The organism is Rathayibacter rathayi (assembly GCF_004011095.1).
Classification (GTDB): Bacteria; Actinomycetota; Actinomycetes; order Actinomycetales; family Microbacteriaceae; genus Rathayibacter; species Rathayibacter rathayi.
This window is the reverse complement of record NZ_CP028129.1, coordinates 487,120-509,137: the sequence shown is the minus strand read 5'-3', so window position 1 is coordinate 509,137 and position 22,018 is coordinate 487,120. Positions and strand designations below refer to the sequence as shown.

The window sequence follows — 22,018 nt, the reverse complement described above, 5'->3', positions numbered from 1 at the left end:
GTTTCCAGGCATAGCGCGGTCATCATCGATGTCCTTAAAAAATTGCAGATCCAGGCGTCAAAAGACGCGGCTCCTATCGTCGGAGGCTCTGAGGTTCGTCCTCATCGCGCTGTCCGGCTCCCCCGAGGCCGCGGTCGCGGCTCTCACGCTGAATACGTTCAGTGAATATGTTCAGCGAAAGCGTTCAAAACGCGAGTCCTGAGCAACCGTGCCGTCAATGCCCTCCCGTACGAGGGGGCCGCGGCGGGATGCGACGAGGGCGTGTCCCGTAAATGTCGCAGCTAGACGATGAAGGCGTTGAGGACGATCGCTGACCGGTAGAGGACCGCGAGCTTGTCATACCGGGTCGTGAGGACGAGGCGTTGAACGAGCCGGTAGAAGCCTCGCTCGAAGATGTTCCGCTTCTTGTAGCCGACCGAGTCGTCGGTGACGGGGCGGCCGCCTAGGGATCCGCGCCATTTCCGGTGCCCTTGCTGGTCGCGCGGTCCCGGGATCGTCGACTCGATCCCGCGAGCGCGCAAGTGGGCTCGGATCGCTCTGGGTGGGTACGCCGCACCGCCGCAGATCCGGTCCGGTCGGCTGCGGGGCCTGCCGACCGGACGGGTCACGCGCAGTTCATCGAGCAGCGCCTGGGACTGCCGAAGGTTCGGTTGGCTCCTGACGTGTGGTGACCTCGGGGCGCCGCTGGAAGGATGGCGGCAATGCCCAAGCCATGTCCGGAAGAGTTCCGCCGGGATGTTGTCGCGGTCGCGCGGAAGGGCGAGAGGCCGCTCGCGCAGATGCGTCTGAGCGGCGCGTGTGCTCGCGGCAGAGGATCTGGCCCGTGTTCGCAAAGAAACGCCGCAGGACCCACAGATCAGGGCCGCCCGTGATGACAGGGTCCGTCGACCGTTCGCAGCGTCGGGTCTGGACCGGATCTGATTGACCGACATCACGGAGCACAGCACCGGGGAGGGCAAGCCGTATCTCTGCGCAATAGAGGACGTCTACTCGAACCGGATCGTCGGCTACTCGATCGACTCGAGGATGAAGGCCTCCCTCGCTGTCCGGGCCTTCCGAAGCGCCGTCAGTCGCCGCGAACCACGAGGGACCGTCATACTTTCAGATCGCGGCTTCCAGCTCCGCTCGGGCGATTTCATCGCCGAGATCAACGCCGCCGGCCGGAAATGCTCGGTGGGAAAAGTCGGCGCGTGCGGTGACAACACGGCAATGGAGTCGTTCTTCGCGCTCCTGCAGAAGAACCTCCTCGACCGCCAACGCTAGACGACAAGACAGAACCTGCGCCTCGCCATCGTCACCTGTATTGAAGGGACCGACCACCGACGGCGACGACAACGCGCCCTCGGACACCGCACCCTCATCGAGTTTGAGACGGTCGACACCGCCGCACTCGCGGCTTAGAGAACGAGTCAACAAAACCCTCAGCAGTCCCGACCACAGGTCGGTCACGCTTCTATCACGTCATGACCAGCCGACAGGACGCTGCTACAGGTGTCACGGGGTTCGACAATCCGAGAACAAGACAGCCCGGCTCGGCGTCAGATACACGATCGAGTCAGAACCCCGCGCCACTCCACAGACAGTCACCGATCCACCGCCTGCGGCGGCTACCTGACCCCAGGACAGACTTCTCCCGCAGCGACGGTCCCCTCTCTGGCTCAGAGCCACCGCCCGCCATCCCTCGATCGGCTCGTCGCACAGCGACGGCCACCCCCTTTCACCAGAGGGGATCGCGGGTCCTGGCGGGGTGAGCTGCAAGGCGGAGGAGCGCGCGATACCAGCGGTATCGCAACCGACGACAACGCCGCAGATCACCCCGCCAGGGCCCGCGATCATGCGTCGAAGCGGTAGCCGAGGCCGCGGACAGTAACCACAAGCACCGGCTCCTTCGGTGTCTTCTCGATTTTGGAGCGGATGCGTTTCACATGCACGTCGAGGGTCTTCGTGTCGCCGAAGTAGTCGCTTCCCCACACGCGGTCGATGAGTTGGCCTCGGGTGAGGACGCGGCCGGCGTTGCGGAGCAGCATTTCGAGGAGTTCGAACTCCTTGAGCGGCATCGGGGTTTCGGTGCCGTCGACTTCGACCGTGTGGCGTTCGATGTCCATACGGACGGGGCCGGCGACGACGATCCGTTCCTCTCCGGGTTCTTCGGTGCGGCGGCGGAGGACGGCACGGATGCGGGCGAGCAGCTCCCGGGTCGAGTAGGGCTTGGTCACGTAGTCGTCCGCGCCGAGTTCGAGGCCCACGACGATGTCCACTTCGGAGTCCTTCGCGGTGACCATGATGATCGGGACGGACGAGCGGGTGCGGATCTCGCGGCAGACCTCGGTGCCGGGCATCCCGGGGAGCATCAGGTCGAGCAGGATCAGGTCGTAGTGGCCCTCGTCGAAGGCGGCGACGGCGCGGTTGCCGTCCTCGGCGACGGTGACGTCGTAGCCCTCGCGTTCGAGCAGATAGCTGAGGGGCTCGCTGAGGGCGCTCTCGTCCTCGACGAGCAGGATGCTGGTCACGCGTGTTCTCCTATCGGGGTGGCCGCCGTGAGGGGCGTTTTCGCCGGGTCTGTTTCGGGGAGTCGGATGGTGAAGGTGGAGCCGCGTCCGGGCTTGGACCAGACGCGGACGTCGCCACCGTGGTTCTGCACAGCGTGCTTGACGATGCTGAGCCCCAGGCCAGTGCCGCCCGTGTGGCGGGAGCGGGCCTGGTCGACGCGGTAGAAGCGCTCGAAGACGCGGTCGAGGTCTTCCTCAGGGATGCCGATCCCCTGGTCGGTGACGGCGATCTCGACGACGCCGCCGGTCGAGCGGATGCCGATTCCCACCCGGGAGCCGGCGGGCGAGTACTGAATCGCGTTCGCGAGGAGGTTGTGCAGCGCCGAGACGAGCATCTTCTCCTGTCCGACGACGTACGCCTTCTTCATTCCGCCCCTGACCAGGGTGACGTTGTGCGACTCCGCCAGCACATGGGTGGTCTCGAGCGCCGCGGTCACGACGTCATCGACGCGGAGCACCTCGGCCGAACCGGCGACGTCGGCGGACTGGAGGCGGGAGAGCTCGATGATCTCGCGGGTGATCTTCGCGAGGCGGTGCGATTCCTGAGTGAGCCGGTGGGCGAAGCGGCGCACCTGTTGGGGGTCATCGGCGGCGGAGTCGAGGGCTTCGGCGAGCAGGCCGACCGCGCCGATCGGGGTCTTCAGCTCGTGGGAGATGTTGGCGACGAAATCGCGTCGGACGGCCTCGAGTCGACGCGCTTCGGTGTGGTCCTCGGCGATGACCAGGACGTAGCGGGAGCCCAGACGGGTGGCGTGTACGACGAGCGTCACGGCGGCGTCGGACAGCGGGCTGGTCACCAGTTCCAGATCCTGGACGATGTCGTCGCCGAAGCGGCGGACACGGCCGACGATCGCGACGAGGTCCGGGTGCAGCAGAGTGTCCTGCGAGACCAGGCCGAGGGCGAGCGCACGGGTCGAGGCCTTGAGTACGTTGTGCGACGGATCCGTCACGAACGCGGGCGAGCCGACGGCGTCGATGATCGCCTCGATCCCCTCGGGGAGTCCGACCGTGATCACCTCCTGGGCGATGCGGCCTTGACGAGCGGCGAGGGTGAGCACGCTCGTCAGAAGGATCCCGATCGCGACACCGAGAACGAGCGACAGAACCACGATCAAGCCCGCATCCACGGACCCAGGCTAACCATCCACCGGTCCTCCCCCTACCAGACGCCTGCCGATCGACCAGGGTCGAGTACTGTTCAAGCGCCCGGCACCGTCCGTTAACCTGCCGTGGTCATCATGACTGCGCCTGCGCCTACGGAGTGCAGTCGCAGCGGCGCGCGAGGTGCTCGCCGCAGATCCGGCGCCGTCGTCCTTGTGCGCCGTAGAAGGGGTCGAACACAGATGCGCGAAGTTTTCCAGCAGGAGCTGGCCGAGGTCCAGGAACGACTCGTCGAGATCTCCGGGCTCGTCGAGATCGCCATTGAGAAGGCGACCCAGGCGTTCAACCACTCCGACGTGACCCTCGCCGAGGAGGTCATCGCGAGCGACGCGCGGATCGACGAGCTGGCCATCAGCCTGGACGAACTCGCCATCGACATCCTCGCCCGGCAAAACCCGGTCGCGCGCGACCTGCGGATCGTCGTCTCGGCGCTGCGGATCAGCGCTTCGCTCGAGCGGATGGGCGACATCGCCGAACACATCGCCCAGCTCTCACGGTACCGCTTCCCGGACAAGGTCGTCCCGAAGAGCCTGCGCCCGACCTTCGTCGAGATGGGGCGGCTCGACGTGGTCGTTGCGCACAAGCTGACAGAGCTACTGCGCTCGCAGGACCCCCGCATCGCGGAGGAGATCCGCGACGAGGACGACAAGATCGACGAGCTACACGTCAGCGTCTTCGACAAGGTGCTCAGCGAAGCGTGGAAGGGCCAGGCCGCGGACACCGTCGATGCGACCCTCGCCAGCCGCTACCACGAACGCTTCGCCGACCACGCCGTGTCGATCGCGAAGAAGGTCCAGTACCTGATTTCGGGCGACTGGGGCTGAGTCGGATCGTCGGAGTCGCACGAGCGCAACTCCGACCGCGGTCGGCTCCGCGAGACGGCGCGTTCCGCAGAGCGGGTCACCACCGGCTAGGGCGAATCGCTGACACGCGATCCGCCCGTTCGCCTCGTCGCGACTGAACTCCGGCTCGTGAAACGTGCTTCGGCTCGCAGGAATCATCTGATCCTGCGAGCCGAAGGTGTTTTCGCGAGCCGAAGGTGGGGGAGGGGGGTGGAGGCGGTGGGGGCGGGAGGAGGGCGACGGCTACTTCTTGGCGCCCTGGGCGGCGACGGCGGCGGCACCGGCGGCTGCGGCCTCGGGGTCGAGGTAGCGCGCCTCGCCGATCGGCTCGAAGTTCTCGTCGAGCGTGTAGACGAGCGGGATCCCCGTTGGGATGTTGAGCTCGGCGATGTCCGAGTCCGAGATACCGTCGAGCGTCTTTACCAGGGCGCGGAGCGAGTTGCCGTGCGCGGTGATCATGACGGTCTTGCCCGACGCGAGATCCGGCTTGATGTCGGACTCCCAGTAGGGCAGCATCCGCTCGATCACGAGCTTGAGCGACTCAGTGCGCGGCAGGGCGTCGCCGAGGTCGGCGTAGCGCTCGTCGTGCGCCTGCGAGTACTGGTCGTCGTCGTCCAGCGGGGGCGGCGGGACATCGAAGGAGCGGCGCCAGGTCTGGAACTGCTCGGCGCCGTACTCGGCGAGGGTCTGCGCCTTGTCCTTGCCCTGCAGCGCGCCGTAGTGGCGCTCGTTGAGGCGCCAGGAGCGCTTGACGTCGATCCACAGGCGGTCGGCGACCTCGAGGGCGATGTTCGCGGTCTGGATCGCGCGGGTCTGACGCGAGGTGTAGACGATGTCGGGGTGCAGACCCGCCTCGGTCAGCAGCTCGCCGGCGCGGGTGGCCTCCGCGACTCCCTGCTCGGTCAGCCGCACGTCGACCCAGCCGGTGAACAGGTTCTTCTGGTTCCACTCGCTGTTGCCGTGGCGCACGAGGATGAGAGTGTAGGTCTCGGACATGCATCAAGCTTAGAGGCGGCCCTCTCACCCGCGGATACGCTGGAGTGCATGCCGATCGGAGCCGTCACCCGCGGGACGACGGGCACGAATCGCCTCCGCAGGGTCGACCGCCGACTCGCCGAACTGCCCGTCCTGCGGAGCACAGCCATGCCGCTCGTGGTCGACCTCGGCTTCGGTGCGAGCGCGGTCACCACCCTCGAGCTGCACCGCCGCCTCGTCAGCACGGCACCGGGCGTAGAGGTGCTCGGCCTCGACATCGAGCCGGCCCGCGTCGACATTGCCAGAAAGCAACTCGCTCGGGTGCGGGAGGGCGGCACGCCCTTCCCGGCCGACGCGCGGGTCCAGTTCGAGCGCGGCGGTTTCGAGGTGCCCCTGCCCGCAGGCCGGCGCGCGAGCATCATCCGCGCCTTCAACGTGTTGCGGCAGTACGACGAGGACGCAGTGGCCGCCGCATGGGGAACAATGACCGACCGGCTGCAGCCGGACGGCATGCTGGTCGAGGGCACCTGCGACGAGATCGGGCGCATCTGCACCTGGATCGAGATCGGCCGAGAGGGCCCTCGCTCACTGACCCTGTCGCTCCGGCTCGCAGCGATCCCCTCGCCGATGACGGCGGCCGAGCGCCTGCCCAAGGCGCTCATCCACCGCAATGTCGCCGGCGAGGGTGTGCATGCCTTCCTCTCGGCTCTCGATCGCGCGTGGACGCTCAACGCGCCGCTCGCTGTCTACGGTCCCCGTCAGCGCTGGATCGCGGCGGTCCGTGATCTGCGCCGGGAGTGGCCGGTCCTCGGCGGCCCCCGCCGCTGGCGCCTGGGCGAGGTGACGGTCGCGTGGGGGGCGGTCGCCCCCGCCTCCTGAGCGCTAGGCGAGCGGCGGCAGCGCAGCACGCGCCTCGGCCGGATCGGTGCCGGTCGCTACGAGCAGGTCGACAACGAGCGGCCGGAGGAGGACCAACACCGTCTTCTCCGTGAGCCGCGCCTCCGGGATCAATCGTTGAGGGTCAAGCGTGGTCGCGAGCAGCACGAGATCCTGACGTGCGAGGGCGAGCACGGACGGATCGGCGACTGCTCGGTCGAGCAGGGCGATGCCCGGTGCGAGGGCGGCGACCGCTCCGGCGAGCGCCGGCCGCGGGGCGGCATCGCCGACGAGGAAGTCGGTGCGCCGCGCGACGATGCGCAGATTCCGGGTCGCCAGGTCGAGGGCGGCGAGCATGGTGGCCTGTCGCGCGAGTTCGCCGCGGTGCCGGCGAACGAACGGCGAGATCCGCGCGACCCCGGTCGCCGAGTCGAGTGCCGCGGCCCAGCCATCGATCACCGGCTGCGTACGACGGATCCGCTCGAGGGCGGCGGAGGAGGCGGACGAGTCGCCGCGGCGGAGCGCGTCGGCCAGCTCCTCGACGGTGCGGCTGAGTGCGCTCACCAGCCGGTGCGCCTCCGCCCGTGCCGTGCGCAGGGGCGGGCGGGGCACGATCGCCGTGCAGAGCAGCGCCGCGAGCCCGCCGATCAGGCCGTCGACGCTGCGGGTGAGCACTCCACCCTCCGGCGCGGGGAGGATCATCACCAGCATCGCCTGGGTGCCGGCGGCGACCGCGAACCCTGGCGAGGGCGAGAGCGCGCGTCCGAGGGTGACGACGATCGCGAGGACCACCGCGAGCTGCCAGACTCCGCTCCCCCACGCGAGCAGCAGGACCTCGCTCGCCGTGATGCCGATCAGCATCCCCGTCGCGGTCTCGGCCACTTGCTTGGGCCTCGTGTCGCGGGCGATACCCAGGCTCGAGATCGTCACGGTCAGCGCGAGGACCGGCGAGCGGTGCCCGAGCAGGACGTGCGCGACGGAGTAGGCGAGGGTCGCCGCGACCACGATCTGCACAACCGCGGGCACCGAGGCGCCCGCGCGGGCCAGAGCCCGGGCAGGACTCAGCCCGGGGGTGCGGACCAGACTGCGCAGCCGGTCGGCCGTCCGGCCCCGCTCGGCGGGTCCTGCGGCCACCACGGCGCGGCCTACCTGGTCGTCGCCCCGAGGCGGGGCAGGCGGGGCACGCCCGCCTCCGCTCCGGCACCGGGTGGGACCACAACCTCCTGAGCCGCGGCGATGCGGGAGTCACCAGCGAGCACCGTCAGCTCGAGGTCGACGGGGACACTCCGCTTGACGACCCCGAGGGCGACGGGCCCGTCCTCGTAGTGCCAGGCACTGGAGGTGATGGCGCCGACCTCAACCGATTCGCCGCCCTTGAGGGCGGTGATGACATCTCCGTGCGCCGGCAGCACCGAGTCGGAGCCGTCAAGCTGCAACAGCACCAAGCGCCGCGGCGGGTGGCCGAGGTTGTGCACCTTCGCCACCGTCTCCTGGCCCCGGTAGCAGCCCTTGGCGAGGTGCACGCTCGAGCGGAGGAGGTCGAGCTCGTGCGGGATGGACCGTTCGTCGACCTCGGTCGCGTGGCGGGGACGCCAGGCGGCGATGCGCAGGGCCTCGAGGGCGTCTACTCCGGCGAGCGAGACACCGGTCTCGGCGGCCGTCGCGGCGAGCGCGTCGAGTCCCGCCCTCGGTACCAGCACCTCGCGGAGTTCCCACGCCGCCCCCGGGTGCTCGGCGGTGAGCGCGTACTGCCAGCCTCCCGGCTGGACCTGCGACCACGGGTCGCTCCAGACGACGGGAGCCCCGGCCAGGGATAACGCGAGCGCCAGAGCCGTGCCGTTGCCGAGTGCAGCGAGGGTCGCGAACTCCGCGGTGCGGTCGGCGACCTCGACGCGGAGCATGAAGCGCATCTGGTCGAGCCAGGTCGCCAGGCCCACGGTCTCGTCGCGGTCGAGCAGGAGCCAGGCGGTCTCCCCGTCGTCGACGAGGCGGATGACATGCTCGATCCGGCCCGTCGGGTCGAGCAAGAGGGTTTCAGCGCTGGCACCGGGAGCCAGGCGGGAGACGGCTTGACTGGTGAGCGAATCGAGCCAGGTCAGGCGGTCGGGGCCGGTGACGGTCACGACTCCGCGGCCGGAGAGATCGACGAGGGCGGTTCCGGCCGCGAGCGCCCGCTGCTCCCGGAAGGGCTCGCCGTAGTGAGCGGCGACACCGGGCTCGGCAGCGCTGGTCGTGGCCACGGCTCCCGCGGCCGCGAGGAGTGGGGAAATGGCGTCAGTCGACACGGGCCAGCCGTCCGGAGGAATGGGTGCGCAGGCCCTGCCCGAGGGCAGCGATGTCCCAGGCCCAGAGCAGGTGGTCGTCGACCAAGCCGTAGAGGCGGGTCGCCGCGGCGTAGTCCTTCGCCGCGGCGGTGCGCATCACCGCGTCGGTTGCGAGGTCGATCCGCGGCCCCTTGACCTGGCCGAGGTAGAGTTCGCTCACTCCGTCCGGATGCACGAGCGAAACCTCGATGTCGAAGCCGCCGGCAGCGTTGCGCAGCGTCTCGACCGACTCCGCGTCGGGGAAGGCGGGGGCGCCGCGGCCGGGCAGCATTGCGGGGCCGGCGTCCGCGTCGGTGAGCGCGCGGCTCAGGCGCCAGTAACCCATCTCGCTGACCAGCGGACGAGGCGTCTCGTCGGCGCCGTCCTCGATCAGCCAGGTATAAGAGCTGTAGTTGAGGTACGGCAGCCCGTCGTAGCTGAAACTGATGCGGTGGCCGAACTCAGCCTGCACGGAGTCGTCGCCGACGGCGTAGTCGATGACGCCGGAGCCCTCCCAGACGCCGAGCAGCCAGGAGAGCGGGACGAGTTCGGGCGGGAGGCCCGAAGGAAGCGAGATCACGCGCGCTCCGGAGCGGCTAGCTCTGGCCGCGGTAGAGCTTGTAGACGACCACGCCGGAGACCCACGCGATGGCGAGGGAGGCGAGCCCGAGCAGACCGAGATAGAAGAGTTCCAGGGCAAGAAGCATGGCTTCATCTTACCCGCCGGGTCCGACACCGCGGCGGGAGGACGTGAGTGCTCAGGCGCGCAGGGAGTGCTCAGATGGGCAGGAGGAGGGCGATCCCGCTCGCAACCGCGACGAGGGCCATCGCCCCGACGATGCTCGTCATCGCGCGCAAGAGGTACCCCTCGGCGCGGGCCACCGCCAGCTGCACGGCGAACGTCGCGAGCACGCAGCCACCGAAGGTCAGCGCGAGCCAGAGCTGACGGGATTCCGCAGCGGAGGCGGTCAAGGTCACCGCGGAACCCAGGAGCGCGAGCACCCAGACGATCCCGATGCCCACCCGATCGCTGCCCATTTCTCAATTGTGCCCCAGGAGGCCGCCTCTCCCAGCCCGCCGCTAGTATTGCGGGCAGACCAGTTCTGGAGGATCAGTGGCGCAGTTGTTGATACTGACCTCGGCGGGAGGCGCCGAGGTGCTCCCCGCGCTGGGGCTCCTCAGCCACCGAACCCGGCAGATCCCCGCGGAACCCGCCCAGCTCGTGAACGCTCCGAGCTGCGATCTGATCCTGGTCGACGCGCGGCAGGACCTCGCCAGCGCGAAGTCGCTCTGCAAGATCCTCACGACCACGGGCATCAACGTCCCCCTCATCCTGATCCTCACCGAGGGCGGTCTCACGGCGGTCTCGGCCGACTGGGGCGTCAACGACGTCATCCTCGACTCGGCAGGCCCCGCCGAGGTCGACGCCCGCATCCGCCTGGTGATCGGCAGGCTGGCGCAGGAGCAGTCGACCTCGCGGATCCAGGCCTCCGGCGTCGTGATCGACGAGGCCAGCTACTCCGCCAAAGTGCACGGGCGTCCGCTCGACCTCACCTTCAAGGAGTTCGAGCTCCTCCGCTTCTTCGCCACACACCCCTCGCGCGTCTTCACCCGGGAGCAGCTGCTGAGCGAGGTCTGGGGCTACGACTACTTCGGTGGCACCCGCACGGTCGACGTGCATGTGCGGCGCCTTCGCGCGAAGCTCGGCGACCTGGAGTCGCTGATCGGCACGGTCCGCAACGTCGGATACCGCTTCAACGTGTACGAAGAGGACAATGAGCGAGTCTCTCAACCTGTCCGTTGAGGACCTGGCCGATCCCGCCGTCGCGGCCGGCCTAGAACACCTGATCGGCCGAGCCACCTGGTTCGACCACCAGCCCCCGTTCAGCGATCAGGCCCTCGTCGATGCTCGGACCGGCTCGCGCACTCTCCTCGTGGGCCTGCGCGCCGATGTGGTAGTGGCGGCCGCGATCCTCGGGCAGGGCGAGCTGGAGTTCGTCGTCGATCCCGAGTGGCGGGGAGTGGGCTTCGGCACCGCGGCTCTCGAGCAGGTGCTCGCGAGCGGCCGCACCGGCCTGCTCGCCTGGGCGCACGGGGACCACCCGGCGGCTCGCGCGCTGGCGGCGTCGCACGGCTTCGCTGCGGTCCGCACGCTGCTGCACGTCGAACTCGAGCCGCTCGCCGCGCCCGAGGTCCGGGTTCCCGAGGGGGTCCTGCTCACCGACGCCCGTGGCCTCGATCCAGCCGAGTGGGTCGCGCTGAACGCGCGGGTCTTCGCGGCGCACCCCGAGCAGGGGCGGCTGACGGAGGAGGATCTGGCGGCCCGACGTGCGGAGCCGTGGTTCGACGAGGGCGACTTCCTGCTGCTGCGCGATGCGGATGGCACGCTGATCGGCTACGACTGGCTGAAGATCGAGCCGGGGTCGACCACCGGTGAGATTTATGTGCTGGGAGTCGCTCCGGAGGCAGCCGGACGCGGACTTGGCCGCACGCTGCTCGCCGCGGGACTCGCGCGGATGCTGGAGCGGGGCTGCACGACGGCCGACCTCTACGTCGAGGCCGAGAACCGCTCGGCGGTGGCGCTCTACCGCTCGGTCGGATTCACGGACGCCTCCGTCGACGTGCAGTACCTACAGCGCGCCGCACCGGTGCGCTGAGCCGGTGCGCCGAGTAGACGCTCCTCCACAGGCCCTCCCTGGCCGACATTCATCCGGCGTTCACGGCCCGCGGCGCGCAGTGGGCGGACGCGATGCCAGGATGGTCGCATGGACGGCGACAACCTGCTTCTCGAAGACGGCCTGAGCGATGACCTCGACGACGACTTCGACGAGGAGGAGGAGCACTCAGACCCGCTCCTCCCCGACAACCGCTACCTCGACCGTGAGCTGAGCTGGCTCGCCTTCAACCAGCGCGTCCTCGAGCTGGCGGAAGATCCGCTGGTGCCGGCGCTCGAGCGGGCCAACTTCCTCGCGATCTTCTCGTCGAACCTCGACGAATTCTTTATGGTCCGCGTCGCCGGCCTCAAGCGCCGCATCCTCACGGGGCTGGCTTTGCCGACCAACATCGGCCGCGTCCCCGTCGACGTACTGACCGACATCTCCGAAAAGGCGCATCTGCTCCAGCAGCGCCATTCCCGGGCGTTCAAGCAACTCGTCGAGCCCGCGCTGCGCGAGGGCGGCATCGACCTCGTCCGCTGGGACGAGCTGAGCGACGCCGAGCGCACGGTGCTCGACGACTATTTCTCGGCGCAGGTGTTCCCCGTGCTGATGCCACTGGCGGTCGACCCGGCCCACCCGTTCCCCTACATTTCCGGCCTTTCGCTCAACCTCTCGGTGCGCGTTCGCAATCCCAAGACGCAGAAGGTCGAGTTCGCGCGCCTCAAGGTTCCGCAGATGCTCCCGCGCTTCGTGCGGATCGCCGGGGTGGCGACCCCGGGCGAGCCGATGCGGTTCATCTCGCTCGAGGACCTGATCGCCAACCAGCTGGACGACCTGTTCCCCGGCATGGAGATCCTCGACCACCACGTCTTCCGGGTGACCCGCAACGAGGACGTCGAGGTCGACGAAGACGAGACCGAGAATCTGATTAAGGCCCTCGAGAAAGAGCTGCTGCGTCGCCGATTCGGCCCGCCCATCCGCCTCGAGGTTACCGACGACATGGACGACGAGACGCTGGGCCTGCTGGTGCGTGAGCTCGACATCACGACCCAGGAGGTCTATAAGCTCCCGGCTCCGCTCGATCTCAGCGGGCTCTTCAGCCTGCAGAAGATCGACCGGCCCGACCTGAAATACCCCAACCACGTCCCGACGACGGCCGTGCAGCTCTCGCCGAGCGAGCCGAACCAGCGCCAGGACGTCTTCAGGGCCGTGTCGCGCGGTGACGTGCTGCTGCACCACCCCTACGAGTCGTTCGCGACGAGCGTGCAGTCCTTCCTCGAGCAGGCGGCGGCGGATCCGGATGTGCTCGCGATCAAGCAGACGCTGTACCGCACCTCGGGCGACTCCCCCATCGTCGAGGCGCTGATCGACGCGGCCGAGTCCGGCAAGCAGGTGCTCGCGCTGGTCGAGATCAAGGCGCGCTTCGACGAGCAAGCCAACATCTCGTGGGCCCGCAAGCTCGAGAAGGCGGGCGTGCACGTCGTCTACGGCCTCGTCGGGCTGAAGACGCACTGCAAGCTCGCGCTCGTCATTCGCCAGGAGAAGGGCGGGGTGCTCCGCCACTACTCCCACATCGGCACCGGCAACTACAACCCGAAGACCTCGCGCATTTATGAAGACCTCGGCCTGCTCACTGCCGACCCGGAGGTCGGCAAGGACCTCACCCGCCTGTTCAACGAACTCTCGGGTTACGCGATCGAGAAGAAGTTCAAGCGCCTGCTCGTCGCGCCGCGCCACCTGCGCAAGGGGCTGCTGAAGCGGATCGCCGTCGAGACCGGGCACGCGCGCGCCGGACGGCCCTCGGGCATCCGGATCAAGGTGAACTCGATCGTGGACGAGGCCGTAATCGACGCGCTCTACCGTGCCAGCCAGGCCGGCGTGCCGGTGGACGTCTGGGTCCGCGGTATCTGCGGCCTCAAGCCCGGGCAGGAGGGGCTCTCCGAGACCATCCGAGTGCGCTCGATCCTCGGCCGCTATCTGGAGCACTCCCGCATCTTCAGCTTCGTCAACGGCGGCGAGCCCGAGGTCTTCATCGGCAGCGCCGACATGATGCACCGCAACCTCGACCGCCGCGTCGAGGCGCTGGTGCGGATCGTCGAGCCGGCGCACCTCAGCGAGATCGACGACATGTTCGAGCGGGCGATGGACGAGCGGACCGCCTCCTGGTGGCTCGGCTCGGACGGCGACTGGACGCGGCACCACCTGGACGCGGACGGCGCTCCGCTCGCCGACCTGCAGAACCAGCTGATGCAGCACATCACCCACCGCAAGCGCGCGGCGACACGCTCAGCCAACCGGGCCTTGAGCCGATGACATCGTGACGGGAATCGTCTCTGCGGCAGGAGCGGTGTGCTGGCGGATCATCGACGGTCGCCCGCTCGTCCTCGTGATCCACCGGCCGCACCGCCGGGACGTGAGTCTGCCCAAGGGCAAGGTCGACGCGGGCGAGTCCCTCCCCGAGACGGCCGTGCGCGAGATCCGCGAGGAAACCGGGCTCGCCGTGGCGCTCGGAGTACCGCTCGGCTGCACCGAGTACGTGCTGCCGAGCGGGCGTCCGAAAGTCGTCTACTACTGGGCCGCGCAGGTCACCGAGAAGGCGGTCCTCGCCTCGGACTTCCTCCCCAATGACGAGGTCGAGGCGCTCGAGTGGGTCACCCTCACGCGCGCCCGGAGTTATCTCACCTACCCCCATGACGTCACGATCGTCGACGAGTTCGCCAGGATCGCCGCCCGCGGGGCGCTCGAGACCTTCGCGATCGTGGTGCTCCGACACGCGAAGGCCGTGCCCGTCTCGTCATGGGACGGGCGCGACTCCACCCGCCGCCTCACCGGACGCGGCCGGATCGAGGCCGCTGCGGCTGCCCGGGCCCTCGCCGCCTGGCGCCCGCGCCGACTCGTCTCGAGCACTGCCAAACGCTGCCGGTCGACCATCGCCCCTCTCTCCGCTCTGGTGAAGAAGCCGGTCAGGCTCCGCGACGACCTGAGCCAGGAGTCGCACGAGCACGGAACCGCCAATCTCCGCGCCCTGGTCGGCAAGCGGGTCCGCGCGCGCCGCACCGCCGTCCTGTGCAGCCATCGGCCGGTCATCCCCGAGATCCTGCGCGAGATCGCGCTCGCGACGGCGACACCGCTGGGCCCCTACCTCGACGAGGCGGCCGCGCTGCCCACGGGTGGCTTCGCCGTCGTGCACCTCTCGATCGGCCACCCCGGCTCCGGCATCATCGCGATCGAGACGCACCGGCCGCTGGGCTGACGCGCCGGGCCGCGCTCGACGCTCGGCACCGGCCCCGCCGCCCTGTCACTCCGCTCTTCGTGCAGCAGACCCGTTCACCGCGCGTTCACCGAGCGGACGGTGCCACGACACGACGTCTCCGTACTCTCGCTCGCGGGCTGCACCAAGTCCTGTTCTGTTTTCCACGCTTTCCTACCCGAAAGGGATACTTGTGAGATTCTCGCGTCTCGGCCAGGCGGCCGTCATCGCTGCCGTCGCAGCGATCACGCTGACCTCTTGCGCTGCCAACGAGGCACCGGCCGCCGGCAGCGGCTCCGGCTCCGGCTCCGCCACGCTCTCGGGCACCGTCACCGGCATCGGCTCGTCCGCTCAGGGCACCGCGCAGACCACTTGGGCCGCCGCGTTCCAGACCGCGAACCCTGACGTGACTGTCAACTACGACCCGCAGGGCTCGGGCGCCGGCCGCACCAACTTCATCAACGGCGCCGCTGACTACGCCGGCTCCGACTCCGCGCTCAAGGACGAGGAGCTCGCGGGCACCTTTGCCGCCTGCGCCCCCGACACCAAGGGGATCGACCTCCCGGTCTACATCTCGCCGATTGCGGTCATCTTCAATGTGGAGGGCGTCGACGAACTCAAGCTCGACGCCGCCACCATCGCCGGTATCTTCAAGGGCACCATCACGTCCTGGGACGCTCCGGAAATCAAGGCCCTGAACCCCGATGCGACCCTCCCGTCGGCGACCATCACCTCCGTGCACCGCTCGGACGACTCGGGCACGACGCAGAACTTCACCGACTACCTCGCGGCCACCGCGAAGGACGTTTGGGACGCCCCCGCCGCGCAGACCTTCCCCTACCAGAGCGGTGACGGCGCCAAGGGCACCTCGGGTGTCGTCGACGCGGTCAAGAACGGCACCAATACGATCGGCTACGCCGACGAGTCCGGCGCCAAGGGCATGGACATGGCCCAGCTCAAGGTCGGCGACGCTTTCTCGACCATCTCGGCCGACGGAGCCGCGGCGGTCGTCGCCGCCTCCCCCATCGCCGAAGGCCGTGGGGACAATGACCTCGCGATCACGATCGACCGCACCGGCACCGAGGCGGACGCCTGGCCGCTGGTCCTGGTCAGCTACCTCCTCGTGTGCCAGGAATACGCGGACGCCGACAAGGGCGAGGTCGTCAAGGCCTACGCCTCCTACGTCGCCAGTGAGGACGGCCAGAAAGCGGCCGCCGTTCAGGCCGGCTCCGCTCCCCTGAACTCGGAGCTCGCCAGCACGGTCGCCACCGCGATCGAGTCGATCAAGTAGTCCCACCGGCAGGGCCCGTCTCGCAGCACATCCGCGGGACGGGCCCCGCCCGTGCCTGGCTCGACCCACCGCGGACGCCCCTGCGCGCCCTAGCATCTCCCTGTGCGCCCCGCCGAACCCCCTCGTGTGAAGAGAGTCCCCTGGAATGGCAACTGAGACCGTCGTCCGCCCGAAGGCGAAGGTGCGTATCGGAGATCGGGTCTTCTCGATCTCGACCGTCGCCGCCGGCTCCCTCATCCTCCTCGTCCTCGCAGCCGTAGCGATCTTCCTCATCGCGCAGTCGATCCCGGCGTTCACCGCGCCGGCCGACAGCCTCCCCGGCGACGCGACGAGCTTCTGGGCCTACGTCGGCCCCCTGGTGTTCGGCACGGTCTGGTCGGCGGTGATCGCCCTGGTGATCGCCCTCCCGCTTTCGATCGCCATCGCCCTCTTCATCTCGCACTACGCGCCGCGCCGCATAGCGATGGCCCTCGGTTACGTGGTCGACCTCCTCGCCGCCGTCCCCTCGGTGGTCTTTGGCCTCTGGGGCGCGACCGTGCTGGCTCCGATGGTGCAACCGTTCTACCTCTTCCTCAACGTGAACATCGGCTGGTTCCCACTCTTTGGTGGCCAGGCCTCGGGCACGGGCAAGACGATCCTCACCGCCTCCGTGGTGCTGGCCGTGATGGTCATTCCGATCATCACCGCGGTCTGCCGCGAGATCTTCCTCCAGGCTCCCCGCCTGCACGAGGAAGCGGCGCTCGCGCTCGGCGCGACTCGCTGGGAGATGATCCGGATGGCCGTCCTCCCCTTCGGCGCCCCGGGCATCGTCTCGGCCGCCATGCTCGGTCTCGGCCGGGCGCTGGGCGAGACGCTCGCCGTCGCGATGGTGCTCTCGCCCGCGACGGTCGTCTCCTTCCTCCTGCTCACCTCGCAGAACTCGAACACCATCGCCGCGAACATCGCCCTGCAGTTCCCGGAGGCGAGCGGAGTCGGCGTGAACGTGCTCGTCGCGTCCGGCCTGATCCTCTTCGTCATCACCCTCGTCGTGAACTCGGTCGCGCGGTTCATCGTCAACCGCCGCAAGGCCTTCTCGGGAGCCAACTGATGTCCGCCGCCACCACCTCGATGCCCTTCTCGCTGCAGGCGGGCAAGCTGTCCAAAGGCACGCCCTGGATGCTGCTCGTCGGCAGCTGGGTCGTCTTCGCCGCCGTCTTCCTGGTTCTCCAGGCGGCGGGGACGATGAACGACTTCAGCCTCGTCGGGGCGATCTTTTGGGGCACCGCTCTCTTCGACGTCGTGATCTATGTGGTCTCGCGGCTGGTCGAGGGCGGCCGCAAGGCGATTGACCGCCTGGTGACCTCGCTGGTCGCGACGGCGTTTATCATCGCGTTGCTCCCGCTGATCTCGTTGCTGTACACGGTCGTCTCCAGGGGAGTCGCGCGCTTCGATCCGCTGTTTTTCTCCTCGTCGATGCGCAACGTGATCGACGCGGGCGGCGGCGCCCTGCACGCGATCATCGGCACGCTGGAGATTACGGCGATGGCCGCGCTGATCTCCGTGCCGATCGGGCTGCTCACCTCGATCTACCTCGTCGAGTACGGGCGCGGTCACCTCGCCCGCGCGATCACCTTCTTCGTCGACGTAATGACGGGGATCCCGTCCATCGTCGCGGGCCTGTTCGCCTACGCCCTCTTCGCGCTGGTCCTCGGCCCCGGTGTGCGGATGGGCTTCGCCGGCTCGATCGCCCTCACCGTGCTGATGATCCCCGTGGTCGTCCGCTCGTCGGAGGAGATGCTGAAGCTGGTCCCGAACGAGCTGCGCGAGGCCTCCTACGCGCTCGGCGTGCCGAAGTGGCTGACCATCGTCAAGATCGTGCTGCCGACCTCCATCGCCGGCATCACGACGGGCATCACCCTGGCCATCGCGCGCGTTATCGGCGAGACCGCGCCGCTGCTGATCGTCGCCGGTTTCACCGCCTCGATGAACTACGACCTCTTCAGCGAGCGGATGATGACCCTCCCGGTCTTCGTCTACACGCAGTACGCGAACCAGGGCCCCGACGCCGACGCATTCCTCAACCGCGCGTGGACCGGCGCGCTGGCCCTCATCCTGATCGTCATGGCGCTGAACCTCATCGCCCGCCTGATCGCAAAGATCTTCGCCCCCAAGCTCGGCCGCTGACCCCCACCACTCGGCTCAGGCCGGAATCCCCGAAGGAAGCAATGTCCAAGCGCATCGAGGTCAACGACCTCAACGTCTACTACAGCCAGTTCCTCGCGGTGGAGGGCGTCTCGCTCGCCATCGAGCCCCGTACAGTGACGGCCTTCATCGGCCCCTCCGGCTGTGGCAAATCCACCTTCCTCCGCACGCTGAACCGTATGCACGAGGTCATCCCCGGCGCGCACGTCGAGGGCGAGGTGCTGATCGACGGCAACAACCTCTACGGCCCGGGCGTTGACCCGGTGCAGGTCCGCCGCCAGGTCGGCATGGTCTTCCAGCGTCCGAACCCCTTCCCGACGATGTCCATCCGCGACAACGTGCTCGCCGGCGTCAAGCTCAACAACCGCCGGATCTCGAAGTCGGACGCGGATGCGCTCGTCGAGCGCTCGCTGCAAGGCGCGAACCTCTGGAACGAGGTGAAGAACCGACTGGACAAGCCCGGCTCCGGTCTTTCCGGCGGGCAACAGCAGCGCCTGTGCATCGCTCGCGCGATCGCCGTCTCCCCCGACGTCCTGTTGATGGACGAGCCCTGCTCTGCGCTGGACCCGATCTCGACGCTCGCGATCGAGGACCTGATCGAGGAGCTCAAGAACGACTACACGATCGTCATCGTGACCCACAACATGCAGCAGGCCTCCCGCGTCTCCGACCGCACCGCGTTCTTCACCATCGCCGGCACCGGCAAGCCGGGCAAGCTGATCGAGTACGACGACACGGCGACGATGTTCTCCCGACCGTCCGTCCAGGCGACCGAGGACTACGTCTCGGGGCGCTTCGGCTGATCCGCCGCACGGTCGGCGTAGCGCATCCCCCGGGGTGCGGCTCGTCGGCTCTCTCCTTCACAAACACGAAGAGCCGCACCTCTCACAGGAGTGCGGCTCTTCGTGTTCCTGACCGTCAGGCGATGTCGATATTGATGGCCAGTATCGGGTCGGTGGTCGGAGTCCGCGATCCCCCGGCGTCCTCCACCGTCACCGCGACCACTCCGCCCTGGGTGAGGCTTCCCTTGAGCGGGGCGACCGTGCTGCCCTCTCCCCCGTCGAATGTGCCCGCAGCGACCGGACCGGAGGATCCGATGTACCAGAGCTCGTAGGTTTTGTCCTCGGGCAGCGGAGCCAGATCGTCCACCACGAGGGCGGAACGGCCGAGCGAGCTCGACCAGACCAGCGTCGCCCGCTCGCCGGTGGTGACCGTACCGGTCGTCTCCTGCGCGTCGGGGGCGCTGCGGATCTGCTCGAGAGCCGACTGCTGCTGGGCCTGGCCGGGGCTGGAGGAGAGCAGCGGCGGGAGCGTCACTCCACCGACTACGAGCACCGCGGCCGCCGCGGCCGCCGAAAGGTAGGCGGCGGGTCGACCGAACCACCGGCCCTGGGCGCGGTTCGAGGCGCTGCCGCCGCTCCCCCCTCGAGCCGTCGGAGCCCTCCGCTCGCCCTCGGCGGCGCCCTGGACCAGACGCGGCGCGCCGGGCGCCTCGTGGTCCTCGTCCGGCTCCTGAAGGGGCAGCTGGGGGGTGACGGCGATGAGCGCCATCAGGTCGGCCTTGAAGCCCTGCAAGGACTCCACAGCGGGCGCGTCGGCGGTGAGCGCCTCCGCCACCTCGGCAAACGCATCGGCCTCGCCGCGCGCCTCCGGGTTCTCGGACAGGAAGCGCTCGTAGCGCTCCTGCTCCTCGGGCGTCAGGATGCCCAGTGCGTAACCCGCCGCGAGATCGCGCGGGTCATCTGTCCCCTCAGGGAGTCGCACATCGTTCATAGGGCCACCCCCATCTCTTCTCGAAGTCTGATCATTCCGTCACGCAAGCGTGTCTTAACGGTTCCCACGGGACACTGCAGGATCCCTGCGATCTCGCTGTGCGAGTATCCGCCGTAGTAAGCGAGCTGCAGCGCCTGCCGCTGAAGCTCCGTCAGGCGACCCATAGCGGCCGCGACCTTCTCGTGCTCGAGGGACACCTCCGCCTGCTCGGAGACCAGGTCGTAGTCGCGTCCGAGGTCTCGGATTCCGATGCGCATGTCCCGATCACGGCCCGCCTGGGCCGCGCGGACCCTGTCGATGGCCCTGCGGTGTGCCATCGTGAGGATCCAGGTCGTCGCGCTTCCTTTATTCGGAGCGAAACGTCCAGCGGTTTGCCAGATCTCGAGGAAGACCTCCTGGGCGACCTCCTCGGACTGGGAGCGGTCGATGAGGACGCGGGTGATCAGTCCAAGGACCCGTCCGGCCATCTGGTCGTAGAGCTCGGAGAAGGCGGCCTGCTCTCCTCCGGCGATGCGCTCGAGGAGGACAGTCGCCTCCGCCGTGGTGTCATCCGTCATGAGCCCCGCCTCGCCCGCGCCCGCTCAGAAAGATTTCGCGTCATCCAGAACGTTGTCACGGCAAGGCCTGCCACGACGACCGACACCTCAATCGGATGCGTCACGAATCGGACATCGAGCGCCACGGTGCCCACCGGCACCAGGGCTGGATCATGCAGCCGGGGGGCGAGCCAGAGAGAGATCACGGCGACGGCCGCGGCGGTGATGCCCGGGTAGCTCCGCGGGCGGATGAGGACCCAGAGCCCCGCGACTACATCGAGGACGGCGAGGACGCGCATCACGACGCCCTGCGAGAGGGAGACGCCAGCAGCGAATTGCGCGCCCTCGGCGGCGTCCACGCTCGGGGCCGCAAAGACGTAGAGTGCGGCGACCACGAGCAGGCCCGCCCCCGCCCAGACGCGCGCGCCGACTCTGAGAGCCCTGCTGTTCGTCATTCCGTTGGCGCCTGTCTGTGTCATTCCGCTGACGCCTGTCTGTGGGGACTCGGGCGAGGATCGTCTCCTCCTGGGCCCTCACTTCGCGCACCGTGGCGGAGATGCGAGCAGAGAAGGGGCCGGACCGCAGAAACGCCTCTCGGCGCGAGGCCGCTCGAAGCGGCTAGAAGTGGAGCCCGGGGTTACTGCGGTCCGGCCTCGCCCAGTCTAACAACGGCCTTCGCGGAGCAGGCGAGCCGCGTTCGCAGCGGGTGAACGGAGGGTGCGCGTCACTCCAGAGAGTCGCTGCGCCACAGCCGCGCGCAGCTCACCAGCTCGGACGCCGTGGTCGAGAGACGCAGGGCCCGCGTGGTCAGCTCGCTCGCACGGACAGCGTTCACAGCCTCGAGGTCGTCGGCCACCGAGACCGCTCCCGACGCACTCACGCGGCAGAAGGCGGCAGCGCGGTCCAGCGCCACCGCGAAGTCGCCGTCGAAGACGCCGCGGAGGATGCGGTCGGCCAGCTCGGTGATCTCGGCCGGGCCCGTGGGCGTGCTCGCTCCCGCGACGACTGGGTCGATGGTCGCCGAGAGCTCGACTCCGCGCTGGTAGAAGAAGCTCGTGCTCTCTGGGTCCTGCCGAATCACCAGCCGCAGCAGGTATAGCCGCCAGAGCGCACCGGGCAGGCTCACGGCACTCGACCGCGCCCAGAGCTCGGCGAGCGCGTCGATGCCGTTGTGGTCGGTGTACTCGACCAGGCGGTCGATGATCGTCGGATCGGGGTCGCTGCGGACGCGGCTCAGCAGCGCGATCGCGGTCTCGTGGGCGACGCGGCTGATCTGCGCCGGGTCCTCTCCTCCCTGGAACGCCTCGAAGACGTGGGAGGGGAACTTTGTCGGCTTGTGGAAGCCGTCTGTCATGGGGCCGCCTTCCGCGGTCGTGGGCGCTCTCGCGCCTCGGTGAGGTCAGAGGAGGGTAACGTCCGCGCCTGGGCGGGTATGCCGGCTCCGGGGAGCTCGGCGGACCGCTACCCTGGAGGGCGAGGGCCTCTAGCTCAGTTGGCAGAGCAGCGGACTTTTAATCCGCGGGTCGTCGGTTCGAGCCCGACGGGGCCCACTCGATCGGCGCGGAACTTTAACAGGGCGCGAGAACCGAGTAAGTGACGAACCCCTCGAGGACGCCTCTGCTCA

Annotated in this window: 22 protein-coding genes, 1 tRNA gene and 1 pseudogene; 12 read left to right on the top strand and 12 right to left on the bottom strand. The window is 68.8% G+C overall.

Going from position 1 to position 22,018, the window contains the following annotated elements; genetic code table 11:
• Nucleotides 1–281: 281 nt before the first annotated feature.
• Nucleotides 282–521 (bottom strand): transposase, encoded by a 240-nt coding sequence (locus C1O28_RS15010; protein WP_160487575.1) that lies wholly within the window; start codon nt 519–521, stop codon nt 282–284.
• Between the two features lie 272 nt (nt 522–793).
• Here C1O28_RS15010 and C1O28_RS15525 point away from each other — a divergent pair.
• Nucleotides 794–1,401, top strand: a pseudogene (locus C1O28_RS15525) (DDE-type integrase/transposase/recombinase); the annotation flags it as partial.
• Between the two features lie 431 nt (nt 1,402–1,832).
• Here the strand turns inward: C1O28_RS15525 and C1O28_RS02575 are convergent.
• On the bottom strand, nt 1,833–2,510 hold the full coding sequence (locus C1O28_RS02575) for a response regulator transcription factor (RefSeq protein ID WP_097167531.1): 678 nt from the start codon (nt 2,508–2,510) through the stop codon (nt 1,833–1,835).
• Entirely contained in the window at nt 2,507–3,676 is a 1,170-nt protein-coding gene (locus tag C1O28_RS02570; RefSeq protein WP_097167530.1) for a sensor histidine kinase, read from the bottom strand. The genes C1O28_RS02575 and C1O28_RS02570 overlap by 4 nt, the downstream gene beginning before the upstream one ends.
• Before the next feature lie 216 nt (nt 3,677–3,892).
• Between C1O28_RS02570 and phoU the strand changes: the two genes are divergently transcribed.
• Nucleotides 3,893–4,534: a phosphate signaling complex protein PhoU gene (gene phoU, locus C1O28_RS02565; protein WP_068251784.1), complete on the top strand. Its 642-nt coding sequence runs from the start codon at nt 3,893–3,895 to the stop codon at nt 4,532–4,534.
• A gap of 261 nt (nt 4,535–4,795) precedes the next feature.
• On the opposite strand, the gene C1O28_RS02560 is transcribed toward phoU, so the two are convergent.
• Nucleotides 4,796–5,548: a phosphoglyceromutase gene (locus tag C1O28_RS02560; RefSeq protein WP_097167529.1), complete on the bottom strand. Its 753-nt coding sequence runs from the start codon at nt 5,546–5,548 to the stop codon at nt 4,796–4,798.
• A 48-nt stretch (nt 5,549–5,596) separates the two neighbouring features.
• Between C1O28_RS02560 and C1O28_RS02555 the strand changes: the two genes are divergently transcribed.
• Entirely contained in the window at nt 5,597–6,406 is an 810-nt protein-coding gene (locus C1O28_RS02555; RefSeq protein WP_097167528.1) for a class I SAM-dependent methyltransferase, read from the top strand.
• A 3-nt stretch (nt 6,407–6,409) separates the two neighbouring features.
• Here the strand turns inward: C1O28_RS02555 and C1O28_RS02550 are convergent, their stop codons facing one another.
• The 4 genes from C1O28_RS02550 to C1O28_RS02535 form a co-directional block, all read right to left on the bottom strand.
• Nucleotides 6,410–7,537: an FUSC family protein gene (locus C1O28_RS02550; protein ID WP_127821419.1), complete on the bottom strand. Its 1,128-nt coding sequence runs from the start codon at nt 7,535–7,537 to the stop codon at nt 6,410–6,412.
• 11 nt (nt 7,538–7,548) lie between these two features.
• On the bottom strand, nt 7,549–8,643 hold the full coding sequence (ygfZ, locus tag C1O28_RS02545; RefSeq protein ID WP_243392094.1) for a CAF17-like 4Fe-4S cluster assembly/insertion protein YgfZ: 1,095 nt from the start codon (nt 8,641–8,643) through the stop codon (nt 7,549–7,551).
• Between the two features lie 34 nt (nt 8,644–8,677).
• The gene (locus tag C1O28_RS02540) at nt 8,678–9,286 is read right to left on the bottom strand and encodes a nitrobindin family protein (RefSeq protein WP_097167525.1); all 609 of its coding nucleotides are present in this window, start codon (nt 9,284–9,286) and stop codon (nt 8,678–8,680) included.
• Between the two features lie 197 nt (nt 9,287–9,483).
• Nucleotides 9,484–9,744 carry a hypothetical protein gene (locus tag C1O28_RS02535; RefSeq protein WP_097167524.1) on the bottom strand — a complete coding sequence of 87 codons (261 nt, stop codon included), beginning with the start codon at nt 9,742–9,744 and terminating at the stop codon, nt 9,484–9,486.
• Between the two features lie 76 nt (nt 9,745–9,820).
• Between C1O28_RS02535 and C1O28_RS02530 the strand changes: the two genes are divergently transcribed.
• The 8 genes from C1O28_RS02530 (at nt 9,821) to pstB (ending at nt 18,888) form a co-directional block, all read left to right on the top strand.
• Entirely contained in the window at nt 9,821–10,510 is a 690-nt protein-coding gene (locus C1O28_RS02530; RefSeq protein WP_097167523.1) for a winged helix-turn-helix domain-containing protein, read from the top strand.
• A complete protein-coding gene (gene mshD / locus C1O28_RS02525) occupies nt 10,482–11,363 on the top strand; it encodes a mycothiol synthase (protein WP_097167522.1) in 882 nt (293 codons plus the stop codon). The genes C1O28_RS02530 and mshD overlap by 29 nt, the downstream gene beginning before the upstream one ends.
• Nucleotides 11,364–11,471: 108 nt before the next feature.
• On the top strand, nt 11,472–13,676 hold the full coding sequence (locus C1O28_RS02520) for an RNA degradosome polyphosphate kinase (RefSeq protein WP_097167521.1): 2,205 nt from the start codon (nt 11,472–11,474) through the stop codon (nt 13,674–13,676).
• 4 nt (nt 13,677–13,680) lie between these two features.
• Nucleotides 13,681–14,616, top strand: coding sequence for an NUDIX hydrolase (locus tag C1O28_RS02515; RefSeq protein WP_097167520.1), 936 nt, complete (start codon nt 13,681–13,683; stop codon nt 14,614–14,616).
• Between the two features lie 190 nt (nt 14,617–14,806).
• On the top strand, nt 14,807–15,904 hold the full coding sequence (pstS, locus tag C1O28_RS02510) for a phosphate ABC transporter substrate-binding protein PstS (protein WP_097167519.1): 1,098 nt from the start codon (nt 14,807–14,809) through the stop codon (nt 15,902–15,904).
• 145 nt (nt 15,905–16,049) lie between these two features.
• On the top strand, nt 16,050–16,991 hold the full coding sequence (pstC, locus tag C1O28_RS02505; protein WP_097167518.1) for a phosphate ABC transporter permease subunit PstC: 942 nt from the start codon (nt 16,050–16,052) through the stop codon (nt 16,989–16,991).
• Nucleotides 16,991–18,067: a phosphate ABC transporter permease PstA gene (pstA, locus tag C1O28_RS02500; protein ID WP_097167517.1), complete on the top strand. Its 1,077-nt coding sequence runs from the start codon at nt 16,991–16,993 to the stop codon at nt 18,065–18,067. Before pstC ends, pstA begins: the two co-directional genes overlap by 1 nt.
• A 41-nt stretch (nt 18,068–18,108) precedes the next feature.
• On the top strand, nt 18,109–18,888 hold the full coding sequence (gene pstB / locus C1O28_RS02495; RefSeq protein ID WP_097167516.1) for a phosphate ABC transporter ATP-binding protein PstB: 780 nt from the start codon (nt 18,109–18,111) through the stop codon (nt 18,886–18,888).
• 115 nt (nt 18,889–19,003) lie between these two features.
• Here the strand turns inward: pstB and C1O28_RS02490 are convergent, their stop codons facing one another.
• The 4 genes from C1O28_RS02490 to C1O28_RS02475 form a co-directional block, all read right to left on the bottom strand.
• Nucleotides 19,004–19,858, bottom strand: a complete 855-nt coding sequence (locus C1O28_RS02490) for an anti-sigma factor (protein WP_104248643.1) — start codon at nt 19,856–19,858, stop codon at nt 19,004–19,006.
• A complete protein-coding gene (gene sigK, locus C1O28_RS02485) occupies nt 19,855–20,415 on the bottom strand; it encodes an ECF RNA polymerase sigma factor SigK (protein WP_097167514.1) in 561 nt (186 codons plus the stop codon). The genes C1O28_RS02490 and sigK overlap by 4 nt, the downstream gene beginning before the upstream one ends.
• Entirely contained in the window at nt 20,412–20,849 is a 438-nt protein-coding gene (locus C1O28_RS02480) for a hypothetical protein (RefSeq protein WP_097167513.1), read from the bottom strand. The genes sigK and C1O28_RS02480 overlap by 4 nt, the downstream gene beginning before the upstream one ends.
• Nucleotides 20,850–21,118: 269 nt before the next feature.
• The gene (locus C1O28_RS02475) at nt 21,119–21,748 is read right to left on the bottom strand and encodes a DNA-directed RNA polymerase subunit beta (protein ID WP_097167512.1); all 630 of its coding nucleotides are present in this window, start codon (nt 21,746–21,748) and stop codon (nt 21,119–21,121) included.
• Nucleotides 21,749–21,871: 123 nt separating this feature from the next.
• Here C1O28_RS02475 and C1O28_RS02470 point away from each other — a divergent pair.
• Nucleotides 21,872–21,944: transfer RNA gene (locus C1O28_RS02470), tRNA-Lys, on the top strand.
• The last annotated feature ends 74 nt before the right edge of the window (nt 21,945–22,018 follow it).